The sequence below is a fragment of the Nostoc spongiaeforme FACHB-130 genome (assembly GCF_014698475.1).
GTDB classification, from domain to species: Bacteria; Cyanobacteriota; Cyanobacteriia; order Cyanobacteriales; family Nostocaceae; genus Nostoc_B; species Nostoc_B spongiaeforme.
In genome coordinates this window covers 1-14,232 of sequence record NZ_JACJTB010000058.1, presented here as the reverse complement: position 1 = coordinate 14,232, position 14,232 = coordinate 1, and the positions used below count along the sequence as shown (strand labels likewise).

Here is a 14,232-nt window from a genome sequence, read left to right as displayed (position 1 = left end):
CACATAGACTAATGACTGATACTCATAATTATTTGCTTGCTTAGTCCTATTACTTTGTTTGCTGCCAAGCCAGGACTTTTTCGGTTTCTGCTAATGCTGGGCTAATCCCAAACCAACGACCCACCGGATCGCGGTATTCAAATAAATACATACTTCGCAGCAAACTTTGATATTCAGACTCCCCTTTGACGCTTTGCTGTTGTACTACTTCAAACAATAGTTCCCACTGATATTCATCAATGGCTAATAGCAAATCATCGCGGTAATCTTTAATGACGGCTTCTAAACATTGTGCCGAAAAAGGCGGGTCTTGTCGTTGCAAACAGCTATAAAGTAAGCCTAATAAGTTACGGATGTGTCCGCCACTTACCCGACATAAACGATCGAGGGTTTCAGGCTGTTCAAATAATTCTGTGATTAATGAAAGTCTTTCATTATAAGAAACTTCTGGAAATGCTCTAGCTAAGACTAACTGACGCAGTAGCAACATCCCCGGTTCATAATCACTACCATCTCTTTGCTTAACTCTCACCATTGGTAAAACTTTTGGTGAAATACCTCCACCCAAGCGGTTTTTGAGTGTTTCATACTCATTAGAAAAAATTAACGCTAGGGGAATAGTGTAGACGACGTGACATTTGAGTCGGCGTAATTGTTCACCCCGGTCGATAAAGAGATATTCTGGTTGTGTCCGCCCAGATGCTAAGGGACGCATATCGACTCGATCTAAATTATCGACAATGACAACTAGACCTTTTTGACCACGGATTTTCAGTTGTTCAACGGCTTTTTCTAGAACCTCTTCGTTAATTGCTTGCAAAATGCTGTTAGTACGTGGTTCTAAATATTGCCGGAGTTGATTTCGGGCTTGGGCGCTATCTTTGGTTTTAGCGGTAATTTTGGCAATCCCCAGAGATAATTCGGCTTCTCCAGAAAGTTCTATGGGGCTTTGCAAAAAATCTCCAATTTCTTTGAAGAGGTTGATGAAATAGTGTGGTTGGACTTTGATTTTAATTGCTTCTAAACTAGCACTGACTTGACGAGCTACACTCAGTAAAATGTCGCTGACATCAATATCAGCCATATCTAGGTCTTGACTAGACTCAAAGTAAACTACATGAAATCCCACCGCTTCTAGTTCGGCTTTGAGGCGTTGTAATTCGGTAGACTTGCCACAACCAATATGACCAGTAAATAACTGACAGGTAGGTTCATCAGGAGAAATACGGCTGATAGTCCGTTGCAATTCTTCCACAATCTTGCAGCCACGGACATCAGCGAAATCTATATAGTACTGCTGATCACTGCGAACGCTCATATTGAGCGTATAGCTGGGGTTACATGCTTTATAAAAGCGTGACAAATACTCTGTATTGATCATTTAAATGTAGATGCAGTTGGAGATACGGTGTTGTTTGTCTATTTATATACAAAGTATCTTTAGTGAATGATAGTTATTGTGTTAACTCACTTTTGGTTTGTGAATTGTAGTGGGTAGCAGTTTGTAATTTTTTGCTACCAGTAACTATCAGACGATACTAGAGCTACTATTGTCCCTGATACTTACAGTATATCCGTCTTTATTTGTATTATGTATAGCTTTTGATAATCTTTAAGCTTCTATTTCACTAAATATAAACTGATATCTGGTTATGTAGGCAGTCAATAAATTTACCAGATAGCAAAAATTTACAAGTGATTATTTTACTATGTAAATACGTGATTATGCTTAGATTGCTTGGATTCTGCCCTATAGATAACTACTTGTGACATTTTTTCTGCTAAATGTGGAGCAGAATCCAGATCGCTCTTCTTTTTACTGATGGGCAATGTTTACAAATTAAATAAGATTGCTATAATGTCGGACTCAAGATTGTGTTGTGTTGGTTGAGTTAAATTTTAGATCACAAGATTGCTTTTGCTACAAAACATCTGTGTCTATAAAATTAACTAGATTTTTTGACACTGAGTGCGATCTACATCACATAACAGCATAACTACTGTAAGGCAGTTATATATTTTGCACACATAGAATAATATTTTTGTCAATATTTATTCTCTAGCCAAGTTTAGGGCGATCGCAGTGACGGTAATTCACCAAAATCAATTTAACTCAACGGCAACTCCGCACTGCAAAATAGAATAGGCAAAATTTCTCATAGCTAATCCCTATGCTCAAGGGGTTGATAAATTTAGCCAAAAATTGAGAATGTAATCAATAAGAGGTGAGAATGGCAGGTATTGTATCCGTTTCTCAAACAGATTTGTCCCAGCGCCGCAAGAAACTACGTCGCCAGCGACAAATGAAAGTTATTCAAGCTATTTGGCGGACTTTGGCTATTAGTGGTTTAGCTGGTGGTTTACTTTGGGTAGCACTGCAACCTGTATGGGTACTTCGTGATCCCAAACAAATTGTGATCAAAACTAGGAATCAAGTCCTCCCAAAAACAGCGATTAAGTCAATGTTAAAGCTATCGTATCCGCAATCTTTATGGAAAGTTGAACCTGTGGCGATCGCAGAGTCCTTGAAAAAACAATCAACTATTGCTCAAGCTACTGTGACTCGTAGTCTATTTCCACCTGGATTAATCATCGAAATCCAAGAACGAGTACCTGTAGCCGTAGCGCAAAGACTTACACCAAATAATCAACCGAAAAACAAACAGTCATCAACTGGGTTACTAGATGCTAGTGGTGTTTGGATACCGTTAGAAAAATATACATTGGTGAATCCTAAGTTGAAGTTGCCCAGCCTGAAAGTGATTGGCACACCAGAACAGTACCAAAAATCTTGGAGTCAACTGTATCCTTTGCTAAATCAAAGTTCCGTGAAAATTATGGAAGTTAATTTTCAAGATTTGGCAAATTTAATCCTGAAAACTGAAATTGGCAATGTACATTTGGGTACTCCTAGTTCTCTATTGCCAAAACAAATCAAGATACTGTCGCAACTGCGAAATTTACCAGCCAAAATTAATCCTAGTCAAATAGAGTATATTGATCTCAAAAATCCTGATTCTCCCATAGTACATATGATCCAAAAAAGCCCAAAGGTTGACTCTCAAACTCCCTAACAAATCATATATATTAACTTTTGTGTATCAATCCCTCTCAGTAAATCAAGAAATTTGATGCTAATAGATAAATATATAAGTTTATTGATAATTTTGAATTTTTTGACAACACACTCAAAATATTAGGATGAACTTTTAATGCGGTGTGACAGGAGGCTTAATTCGCAAGTCTCCTTTGTCGCTATCCGTCTAAAGTTCCCTGGTGCTGTCAAATCTAGTGATAGGTAGATATAAGATAAATTTCAGATTTTAGGTTGTAATTATCGCCAATGGTGAAATCTATCAACTATATTATTAAAGCAGATAAGACACGATACCTTGTGTTTTTTGCAATTATGTTATTTGCACAATTATATAAGCTGAGTGTGCTTTATAAGCTCATTGAGCTTGTATTTGACAACGTAAAACTAGTCAAGACTACATATGATAGAAGTAAAAGTAATCATAGTTTTGAGTAATATTTGATATTAAGAAATCATAAAATTTACTCATTAAACTCAAGAGAAGCGAAATTTAACGCACAAAAAAACATTACAGGTAGTTGTAAAATTAATGACCAACTTAAATCGTCAACAAAAATCATGGGAGGGCGTTCAGTATGCAAAATGTATACTGTGCCAAATCGGCAACATAGTAGGAAAGCTATTAATAGCTTGTTGAATTTAGACAGATCAACTTTAGGTAAATGTAGGTATACTTCTCTAGAATTAGTTGTGCGATCGCTGGCTTTCATAGCGAACTAGCAGATTGACAAGCTTGTTAAGGTTGTCAATCATGATCAAAATACAAGAGCAGTACCTATAGATTTTGGCAGTGTCAAACTATAGTTGATTCTGCGGTGAGTAGCACCCGGAAAAGTCGTTTATCTACCTTTCACAAATCCAATGACGCTTGATAATAACCAAGGGCTTACCTATAAAAACTCCCAATCTGTGGGACAGCCAGGATTTTCACTGGCAGTAAACTCAAATAATCCCTTTAATCATTCTGGGCTGAACTTTGCTCAAGGCTCAGACAGTAAAAAAATATCTTTAGAAAATAGTCGCATTGGCGAGATTGTTCCCGGTAGAGTCGCCAACATCAAAGTCATTGGCGTTGGTGGTGGTGGTGGTAATGCCGTTAACCGGATGATTGAGTCTGATGTGAGTGGTGTGGAGTTTTGGTCAATTAATACTGATGCTCAAGCTTTGACTTTAGCTGGAGCGCCCAGTCGCTTGCAAATTGGTCAGAAGTTAACCAGAGGTTTGGGTGCTGGGGGAAATCCAGCCATCGGTCAAAAAGCTGCGGAAGAATCACGCGATGAAATTGCCACAGCTTTAGAGGGTGCTGATTTAGTATTCATCACGGCTGGAATGGGTGGTGGAACCGGAACAGGTGCTGCGCCAATTGTGGCAGAAGTAGCCAAAGAAATGGGTGCTTTGACAGTTGGTGTGGTCACACGGCCATTTGTGTTTGAAGGTCGCCGCCGCACAAGCCAAGCCGAACAAGGTATTGAAGGATTGAAAAGTCGGGTAGATACACTGATTATCATCCCCAACAATAAATTATTAGAAGTAATTCCCGAACAGACACCTGTACAAGAAGCCTTTCGCTATGCCGATGATGTGTTGCGTCAAGGGGTACAAGGGATCTCTGATATTATTACCATCCCTGGGTTAGTCAACGTTGACTTTGCAGATGTGCGAGCTGTAATGGCCGATGCGGGATCAGCACTGATGGGAATTGGAATTAGTTCAGGAAAATCACGTGCTAGGGAAGCTGCGATCGCCGCAATTTCTTCTCCTTTGCTAGAATCTTCCATTGAAGGTGCTAGAGGAGTAGTCTTTAACATCACTGGTGGCAGTGACTTAACCTTACATGAAGTGAACGCAGCCGCAGAAACAATTTATGAGGTAGTTGATCCCAACGCCAATATTATTTTTGGAGCAGTAATTGATGACCGTTTACAAGGCGAAGTCCGAATTACCGTGATTGCGACAGGGTTCACTGGTGAAGGCCAAGCAGCACCACCACAAAACGCCAGCAACTCCCGCGTTGCACCGCCGCCCAAAAAATCAACCACGCAATCACCAACAGCTAATCCATCAACACCAGTTGCGGAACCGAAAGAAAAATCAGGTTTAGACATTCCTGAGTTTCTGCAAAGACGGCGCACCCCACCACGCAATTGAGGTATCTTGGCTTCGAGATATGAGATCAAGTTTGCAGTCTCAGATGGCACTGAGTACTGTATAAAATTTGTGAATGCCTAAATTGCATCAGGAACAGAAATTATTCTGTTGCTATCTTTGATTTGGCAAATTGGTGAAAACAATCGTCCACACTATTTACAGAATAAATTTATTTGGGCAAAAGTCTGTTGGCTTTGATGTCCTAGTTTTGTATTTAGAAAAAATTTTGAGTAGATTAACGATTAATTTTCAGGTAATTAGCACCTGTCTCAAAAGCTCTCAGCCTTACTTGACAGGTGCGATCGCTCAAATTATTTGATTGATTCTAGAGTGACCTAACAGTAGATCACCAAGGCTGACCGGGAAATATTCAAAAGAATTGCAATTATTTTATTTTTTAGCTTGTAAACGCTGTTCCACCCATTGAATTACCTGATGGCCTAAGCGAGTACCACTCAGTCTGTCAATTTCCCGCACTCCTGTAGGGCTGGTGACGTTGACTTCTGTGAGGTAGCCACCAATTACATCAATCCCGACAAAAATTAACCCATCTTGACGTAATTTATCAGCTAATCGAGTACAAATTTCATGTTCTCTGGGGGTAATTTCTGTTTCCGCAACCGTACCACCAGCAGCCATATTGTTGCGAAAATCACTACCACTAGAAAGCCGATTTAAAGCACCAATCGGTTCACCATGCAGTAAGATGATGCGCTTATCTCCATCCTTAGCTTCTGGGAGATAAGTCTGCACCATCACTGGTAACTTGCCTTGATAAGTGCTGAGTTCCACAATGGAGTTAAAGTTGCGATCGCCTGCTTGTAAAAATAAAATCCCTTCCCCTGCTTTGTTACCCAGTGGTTTGAGAACCGTTGCTCCTTTGGTTTCGACAAATTGCCGAATCAACTGCTTATCCGCACTGACAATGGTTTCTGGAATCACTTCCCTAAATTGGAGGGCATACATTTTTTCGTTTGCCCTCCTAATCCCATCGGGGTTGTTAATCACCAAAGTTTTAGTTTGGTCAACATAATCAAGAATGTAAGTAGCAAAGAGGTAAGAGTCATTAACTGGTGGATCTGTCCGCATAAATACGGCATCCATTGTTTCTAAGGAAATCAAGGAGCGTTCTTGCAAGCGATACCAAGGATTAGCCGCAACCCAACGTCCTTCTACCAAATCTATTGGTACTAGTTCCACCCGTTGCAGAATTGCCCAAGCTTTACCTTCTACTACACTCAGCCAGTTTGCCTGAGTTATCCAGACTTCATGTCCTAAAATTTGTGCTGCTTCCATCAGAGCAACACTGGTATCATGACAAGGGTCAAGCAGATGGATGGGATCAATAATAAAAGCCAGTTTCACGCTATTTGCCTCAATCGCCAGGAAATTCTAAGTTCTTCAATTTAGATTAACTCCTGATGATTTAACTAACTCACAAACCTTGGTAGCAGAAAATAGCGTAATTCCAACACTTGCTTGTTTTATAAATTACCTCTAACTAGCTAGTAGCTCATTTAGCTTGCCTTGACGGTCTAAAGCGTGAATATCATCACAACCACCTACATGGCGATCGTTAATAAAAATTTGTGGTAAAGAACGTTTGCCATTTGCTCTTTGAGCCATTTTATCCCTTGCGTCTTCGTCACCATCAATACTGTATTCGATAAAGTCAACACCCTTACTAGTTAGCAAACTTTTGGCACGGATGCAAAATGGGCAAGTCCTCCAAGTGTAAATTTCTACCTTAGCAGCCATAATGTCCTCATTGAAATTTAATAATTTTCCGTTTTATGCTCTTAAAGTTGGCTGTATAACACTCATTTTGTATTTGAGCATCATCAGCAACTGATAAATCTGCTGATATTATCAAGCTTAATCAATATATTGTAACTTTATAGCTTTTTTAATGCTACGAGAGCATCCTTAATTTAGCCAGCCCAGACCTATAGGTAGAGTGGGTATTTTCAGTAAAATCATCAATCAACCTAGAATATAGTACTTAATCCTGAGCTACCAAATACTTGCCTTTTTTCAAAAATCAAATATGAGTTATTTCTATATTCCTATATATATCTATTGAGTTAGATAGTTGTTTCTATTTTTTAGACTAAATAATTATATAAAATAGCTGAAAAACGCTAATACACTTTTCAGCCTATGTTTAAGATAAATCTAGTAAAGATGCAACCGAGTATTTGACTCTAGGAAAGATGCTTTTTATGTTTCTTCATGGATTTCAAGCCAACTATGGCAAATAAGCCAAGAGCTAAAGTCCCGCTAGGCTCAGGAACTTTTTTTGGTGGCGTAGAGGTGGAAGGCTTATAATAAGAACTTGATCCTACCCAAATAGAATTACCACCAGAAACTCCAGGGTTATTACCGTAATTACCAATGTGAACTGCTGCAAATATGTTATTGAGAGTATCTTTGAAATCAAAGTTTTTGATATCTAAATCAAAACTACCCAGTGAGATTGTAGCAGTATAACCATCATTGCTTGGGCCAGTAGCTTTTGGACTAATCTGGAAGTCTAGCTTTCCTTGGTATCCACCTGGCTTGATGTTATTTTCACTGCTGGTAAAGCTCTTAACATCATATCCAGAACCTGCCGTGACATTCCAATTCTGTCCTGCAACTGGAAAGAGGCTGTCATTGAAATTCAAGTTAATGTCCAGCAGTTTATGGACATTGTTTCCAGCTAAATCCACGAATACATCTACTTTCTTAGAATCACTAGCATTTTCTTTTAGAGTAATTGTTCCAAAAGAAGTACCAGCATTAGCGCAATTACTACCTCCAGAGTAACTATTATTACCTACTGTTCCAGAAATAACACAATCTAAATTAAAGACTAAGGAAGTTGGTACAGAAGTTGGTGATGAACTACTACTAGTACCAGTACCTGTTGTGCCAGTGCCTGTTGTACCAGTACTTGTTGTACCAGTACTTGTTGTGCCAGTACCTGTTGTACCAGTACTTGTTGTACCAGTACTTGTTGTACCAGTACTTGTTGTGCCAGTACTTGTTGTACCAGTACTTGTTGTACCAGTACCTGTTGTACCAGTACTTGTTGTGCCAGTACTTGTTGTGCCAGTACTTGTTGTACCAGTACCTGTTGTACCAGTACTTGTTGTGCCAGTACTTGTTGTGCCAGTACTTGTTGTACCAGTACCTGTTGTACCAGTACCTGTTGTACCAGTACTTGTTGTACCAGTGCCTGTTGTACCAGTGCCTGTTGTACCAGTACCTGTTGTACTAGGTAGATTCACAAAAGCTTCACTACCACCATTAGCAAAAGCTTGAACGTGGAAACCAGCACGTAAGGAACCATTGTTCATGCTGTTCAAAACATCTTGCAGCGTTTTACCTGATTTCAAATCAAATAGGACACTGACATACTCACCTGGATCTACACCATTCTTTGCTACACCTCCTTGAGATTTAGCTTCTACACCAAAATCAGCCGAAAAGTTAACATTATTTCCTCCTGGAAGATTGAGGTTACCAGTACTTTGCTCAAACTTGACACCAGAACCACTACTAGTAATTCCATTAGTAGTTGCTAAACCTTTAAAAAGGTCTGTCCAAGTATTCGAGTAATCAAAGTAAATTTGAGTAATCGAAGATGCGGCTCCTCCCACTGGATTACTAAACTTAAACAAAACCTGAGAAGCAGAGAGTGCAGTACCAGTATCATTGCCACTAGCGTTGGTGACATCTAAAAACAACTGTGACTCACCAGCAGTCTCATTTGCAACACTGTTATGAGTAATGTTATCAAATTTGAATGTAACAGCTTGTGCTGGGTTAGCTATTAACCATGATGTACATGTAACGCCAGCAGCCAGGACAGAATAGCTGACGAAAGAAGAACATTTTCTATTCATTATTCATTGCAACCTTCACTAGTAATGTCAAAAAAATTCACAGTTTCTGTCATACTGTAGGCATCACAATAAATAGTTGTCAATTTAAAATAAGCGTTTTTATCTATGTTTTAATAATAATTCTCCCTACATATTTATTTAGTGAATTTATTTATAAATCCAGATAATTGCTGATGACAGAAAATGAATAAAACCACGCCTGCATTTTATTCATTTTTCCATATTTTTTATTTATTATAATGTCTATAGAATAAATACGGAATTATTTGATAGTTGTTCAAATTTTAAGGATGTTTAATGTTAATCAAAATTTTATAAAAAATAGCCAAAAATCTAGTATTTTCTGTATTTTCTGGGCAAATAATGAAAATGTATCTGGTTGAGAATGATTATAAAATCGTTTACCAGTATTGTCAAAAGTATCCTGAGAAAATTGGCAAAAAATGATTATCCAATTTTGAACAATAGTCTGTTATTTGAATGTTGGCTATCTTATGTACTGGATAGCGGCTTAACAAGTATGAAATATTTATTTAAAAAACCGAATAATATGAAAATACAAAATTTCGGTAGATATCTCGACTTTATTCAAAGCTAATCTATATCGGAATTTAAAAGTAATTTAAAAAATTTATCAAAAATTAAATGATTTAACTTGTTGGATTAAAATTTATTCAAAAATTAGTCCAGAAAAAGAAATACTTTGTTCTCCAGATTAAAAAAATTGGAAATTATAATTTCAAAAATCAACTGAATTAATAAAAATTGGCTCATCTGATTATGCTCCTGTCCATATAAATACAGAATTTCCCCTAAGATGCTGCTCGACGTACCCAGCCGTTGATTGTAAAGCGACTATCGGGAAATGCCTTAGATGGACACTTCACTGGCAGAACTTCGTGCATATATCGACTGAAGAAAAATACAATACTGTTATTGCGTGGTTCTATAGTTTTAAAGGATTCTGCTTTGACATAAAAGTTATTTTCTACTTTACTGTCATATATTAATAATTCTCCTCCAGAAAACCGCTTAGCTTCTTTATTGAAGTAATAAACATACGTTAGTTCTCTGGTAGCAGTATCCGAACTACCATTATCGTTATGAATTTTGTAATAATTGCCATCATTATGTGCAGTGAGTTGGCTTTCAATCTGCCCTACTGTGAAGGGTGTCATTCCCAATTTGCTCATCACATCAGGCATAATCTGCTGAACTTTATTGACAATTAGTTCAGAAAACTCTGGAAATGAATACAGAACCATTGAGCGGCGATAATTTTTATCATTGGTCGAAGTACTAGTAGAAACAAACTTTGACTTGTTAGCTAGTACGTACTTAATCAGTCTTTCATGCTCACTAGGTGAGAAAAAATTATCTATTTGTACATAAGTAGAATTCAAAATATCATTGGCTACAGGTGGGACATTTTCAGGTTGCTGTATCCAAAGAGGTGGTTCGGTGATTAACCCAACAAGATGATCACTAGCAAAGCATAAAGCTGAATGCCCTTCATTAACAGGCACTTGAAATAAACCTTGACTGGCTGCTTCTTGTTTATAAGCACGAGCAACAACAGTAGTTAACAGGCTATGCAATACGGGGTCATCTGGATTGAGATAAACTGTATACTGATGTCCTCCTGTTAAGAGAAGCTGAACTTTGACTTTTGTTGGTTCTACTTGCTGGGAATTTGTTGACATAAATAATTGTGCTAGGGATAGGAGCGCAAAAAAATTGGTAGCAGGAAAATTAATATAAGTCTTCCTAGAACTTGAGTTGCTTTCTATATCAAGTACCAAAATCAAAATATCTATTAATTATTGGTTCTAGCACGTCATTGAGCATCCTGTCATTCAGGAAATACCACAGTAATAGCCATAGAAAAAAATTAAAGCCGTAGTTTCCCTAACTACGGCACTGATGTCATATATTCAAAATTTAATTTTCGGTATTTACCGAGAGTCAACAGCGTATGCAATCAATTGGCTAAGACGTAAACGCAAGGTTTCTAAACCTAAACGTTCGCTTGCCGAAATGAACACAGCTAGGGGAAATTCTTCTCTAGCTAAGGCTAATGTCTCGCTGTCTACTTGATCAATTTTGTTAAAGGCGACCAAGGCTGGGCCAGGAGTCACAGGCATAGCGGCGAGGATTTCTCGCACTGAACGAATGTGACTTAACCAAGCAGGATGAGACAAATCCACTAAATGTAATAACGCATCCGCTTCTGTGACTTCTTCTAAAGTTGCACGAAAGGCATCCATCAAGGATGCAGGTAATTCGTGAATAAACCCTACAGTATCTGTAATCAGAATTTCTTGGGGTTCATTGGTGTCTGCATGGGGAATGACTAAGCGACGTGTAGTCGGATCAAGGGTAGCAAACAACTGGTCAGCAGTATAAACTTCCGCGTTAGTTAGGGCGTTGAGTAAGGTCGATTTGCCTGCGTTAGTGTAACCAACCAAAGCCACTGAAGGAACTTCTTGATGTTGTCTTCGTTGCCTTAAGCGTGAACGATGGGCTTGCAACTGGTTGACTTCTTGTTGCAGTCGAGAAATTCGCCGTTGAATTGCCCGACGTTCTGTTTCTAGTTTGGTTTCACCAGGGCCGCGAGTCCCAATACCACCACCTAGCCGCGACATTGCCTGACCTCTTCCAGTCAGTCGCGGCAGCATATATTCTAGCTGTGCTAGTTCTACTTGCAATTTACCAGCGCGGGATTGAGCGCGTTGAGCAAAGATATCTAAAATTACTTCTGTGCGGTCAACTACCCGAATACCAATTTGCGCTTCTAAGTTGCGGACTTGGGCTGGTGAAAGGTCGCGGTCGAAGACGACGAGATTACATCCGAGAGTTTGGGCTGTTAAGGCGACTTCTTGCACCTTACCTTCACCGATGACTGTTTGGGGATGAATGCGCGATCGCTTTTGTTGTACTGTCTGTAGTACATCACCGCCAGCAGTATCTACCAACCGTCCTAATTCAGCTAGGGTGTCGTGGAATTGTTGCAGAGTTAATTCATCGGTCATTACTCCCACAATCAACACGCGGTCATGATCAGCATCTACTTCCTGGGCAACAAATTCCCGCCGGAATTCTGCTTCCAGTCCTTCCACCAAATCGATGAAGTCCTGTTCTGCCAGCATATCCAAGCTCATCGCTGGGGAAATGCTGGAGTAAGTTGCTGAGTTTTGCGTACCGCGTTCTGAGTTTGGGACTGCTACTAGTTGTTTCGTATCAGATACTAAATGAGCTAAATAAGCTTCTTTGACATAACCTGTAGCGCCACCACCACGCTTGGTAAATCCTGTCCCAGTGATATTCAACATTACCAGCGCGTCTAACCGTTGCATTGCCATAGCAGTCAGCGCCACCTCATTGGGTGGTTCTGATTTGAGATGGGTAGCAATACAGCGAATACCGCTCAGACGTTCTGCACCGTAACGGGGCAGTTCTAGCGGTGGAATTTGCGTCTGACGCGGTGTGCCTACCCCAACACGAATCACTTGACCGCGACGGTTGAGATAGGCACACACGGGTTGATTGATTTCTGTGCTAATAGCAGCCAGACGCTGAGAAAATTCAGGCGTTGTGATGCGATCGCCTGGTATACGCTGGTGGTACAGCCGCTGTAGTTGTTTCAGCTGGCTGGACTTTAAACCTTGGAGATTTCCGAAGATAGTCTCTATAGGCGTTTATGACCAGTTAACTGGCCCTCCGAATCTGTCTATTGTCTATTTTACAACAGTTGCTAGGGTGCAAGCTCTGTCTTTTGGTAGGTGCGTGGCTGAGTGGGAGCGATCGCTACATCATACTTATGCTTATAAAACAAAAGTTGAGGTGAAAATCTTCCGCCAGTGACTAACTGTTATTTGCAATTCTTTCGATAACCAGCTATCAAATTGTGGATAAACAGGTAAACGTGGTACTAACTCCCACCCCGCAGGTTGTAAAATTTCTTTCAACTCTTGTTCCTGAATATGTGGATAATCGGGATTCACTTCATCTATCGGCCCTATCCCGCCTAAATCTCTCGCGCCTGCTTCAATACAAGCCAGTAACCACGGCTCATCTTTAACTAAATTTGGCGGAATTTGAATTGTAATTTCTGGCGGCAAAATTTGACGTGCTTTGCTAATAACTGCTGGTAATTGATGGGGGTCAAATGGTGGTGCGTCAAATGTTTGCTGATTTCCCGGACTGTGGGGTTGCAAAATCACTTCTTGAATGTGATGGTAGCTTTGATGAATATGAGATATGGCTTCTAAAGTTTTCCACCAATCATCTGTGGTTTCGCCAATTCCTAAAAGTAAACCCGTGGTGAAGGGAATTTGCAATTCTCCCGCCCATTGTAATTGTTGCAGTCTCAGTTCTGGGACTTTGCTGGGTGCGTGGCGATGTACAGTCTTCAACAAAGCTGGTGTTAACTGTTCCAACATCAAACCCATTGAAACGTTTACATTTTTTAACTGTTGCATTTCTGCAAAACTCAACGGCCCGGCGTTGGTGTGCGGTAAAAAACCCATCGTCAATGCTAATGCACACAAATCATAAATTTGCTGAAACCAGGACTGACGCTGTGGTGAATTAGGGTGTACCTCACCGCTCAGGATCAGAATTTCACAGACTTTCTCATTTTTAAGTCGTTTTAAGATTTCCTCTGCTGCGGATAGCGTCAGCCAAGGACTCTCGCCAGGGTTGGTACGAAAGTTACAGTAGGCACAGCGATTGAAGCACTCATAGGTTGGAACGATTGTGTAAGCTGGGCTGTAGGTGACAATGGCAGAATTGGCGTTGGCCATAAAATAAAGTTTTTCAATAATTGTAAACGTATTAATTTACTGCACAACCCTGACTGTAACTAGGTATCAGAGCTTTCTACAGGGTAAGTTAAAAATTTTTCCTCAGATTACTTTACAAAACGCAATAGATACCTTTAAGATATGTAACAACAGGTGAAAACACCTGAAACATACATAACAAAGCAATCATAAAGACATGACAGCAACCTTACAACAGCGCAAAAGCGCCAACGTATGGGAGCAGTTCTGCAACTGGATCACCAGCACCAACAACCGCCTATATATTGGCTGG

Annotated in this window: 10 protein-coding genes and 1 pseudogene; 4 read left to right on the top strand and 7 right to left on the bottom strand. The window is 39.7% G+C overall.

What is annotated here, in order from left to right; genetic code table 11:
* Positions 1-49 precede the first annotated feature (49 nt).
* Positions 50-1,381, bottom strand: a complete 1,332-nt coding sequence (locus H6G74_RS27445) for a P-loop NTPase fold protein (RefSeq protein ID WP_190970684.1) — start codon at positions 1,379-1,381, stop codon at positions 50-52.
* Positions 1,382-2,231: 850 nt separating this feature from the next.
* On the opposite strand from H6G74_RS27445, the gene H6G74_RS27440 reads away from it, so the two are divergent.
* The 3 genes from H6G74_RS27440 (at position 2,232) to H6G74_RS27425 (ending at position 5,564) form a co-directional block, all read left to right on the top strand.
* Positions 2,232-3,074: a cell division protein FtsQ/DivIB gene (locus H6G74_RS27440; RefSeq protein WP_190970682.1), complete on the top strand. Its 843-nt coding sequence runs from the start codon at positions 2,232-2,234 to the stop codon at positions 3,072-3,074.
* Positions 3,075-3,958: 884 nt separating this feature from the next.
* On the top strand, positions 3,959-5,245 hold the full coding sequence (ftsZ, locus tag H6G74_RS27430; RefSeq protein WP_190970679.1) for a cell division protein FtsZ: 1,287 nt from the start codon (positions 3,959-3,961) through the stop codon (positions 5,243-5,245).
* Positions 5,246-5,378: 133 nt separating this feature from the next.
* Complete coding sequence (locus H6G74_RS27425) at positions 5,379-5,564, top strand: hypothetical protein (RefSeq protein ID WP_190970677.1); 186 nt, start codon at positions 5,379-5,381, stop codon at positions 5,562-5,564.
* 71 nt (positions 5,565-5,635) lie between these two features.
* Here the strand turns inward: H6G74_RS27425 and gshB are convergent, their stop codons facing one another.
* The 3 genes from gshB to H6G74_RS27410 all read right to left on the bottom strand — a co-directional run bounded on the left by gshB (position 5,636) and on the right by H6G74_RS27410 (position 9,135).
* Positions 5,636-6,610, bottom strand: coding sequence for a glutathione synthase (gshB, locus tag H6G74_RS27420; RefSeq protein ID WP_190970675.1), 975 nt, complete (start codon positions 6,608-6,610; stop codon positions 5,636-5,638).
* 132 nt (positions 6,611-6,742) lie between these two features.
* Complete coding sequence (grxC, locus tag H6G74_RS27415) at positions 6,743-7,003, bottom strand: glutaredoxin 3 (protein ID WP_190970673.1); 261 nt, start codon at positions 7,001-7,003, stop codon at positions 6,743-6,745.
* A 446-nt stretch (positions 7,004-7,449) separates the two neighbouring features.
* Entirely contained in the window at positions 7,450-9,135 is a 1,686-nt protein-coding gene (locus H6G74_RS27410; protein ID WP_190970671.1) for a hypothetical protein, read from the bottom strand.
* A 385-nt stretch (positions 9,136-9,520) separates the two neighbouring features.
* Between H6G74_RS27410 and H6G74_RS31405 the strand changes: the two are divergent.
* Positions 9,521-9,758: pseudogene (locus H6G74_RS31405) on the top strand (IS4 family transposase); the annotation flags it as partial.
* Positions 9,759-9,947: 189 nt separating this feature from the next.
* Here the strand turns inward: H6G74_RS31405 and H6G74_RS27405 are convergent.
* The 3 genes from H6G74_RS27405 to cofG form a co-directional block, all read right to left on the bottom strand.
* The gene (locus H6G74_RS27405) at positions 9,948-10,838 is read right to left on the bottom strand and encodes a 2OG-Fe(II) oxygenase (RefSeq protein ID WP_190970669.1); all 891 of its coding nucleotides are present in this window, start codon (positions 10,836-10,838) and stop codon (positions 9,948-9,950) included.
* A 252-nt stretch (positions 10,839-11,090) separates the two neighbouring features.
* Positions 11,091-12,827 carry a GTPase HflX gene (gene hflX, locus H6G74_RS27400; RefSeq protein ID WP_190970705.1) on the bottom strand — a complete coding sequence of 579 codons (1,737 nt, stop codon included), beginning with the start codon at positions 12,825-12,827 and terminating at the stop codon, positions 11,091-11,093.
* A 132-nt stretch (positions 12,828-12,959) separates the two neighbouring features.
* A complete protein-coding gene (gene cofG / locus H6G74_RS27395; protein ID WP_190970667.1) occupies positions 12,960-13,940 on the bottom strand; it encodes a 7,8-didemethyl-8-hydroxy-5-deazariboflavin synthase subunit CofG in 981 nt (326 codons plus the stop codon).
* Positions 13,941-14,232: the final 292 nt, after the last annotated feature.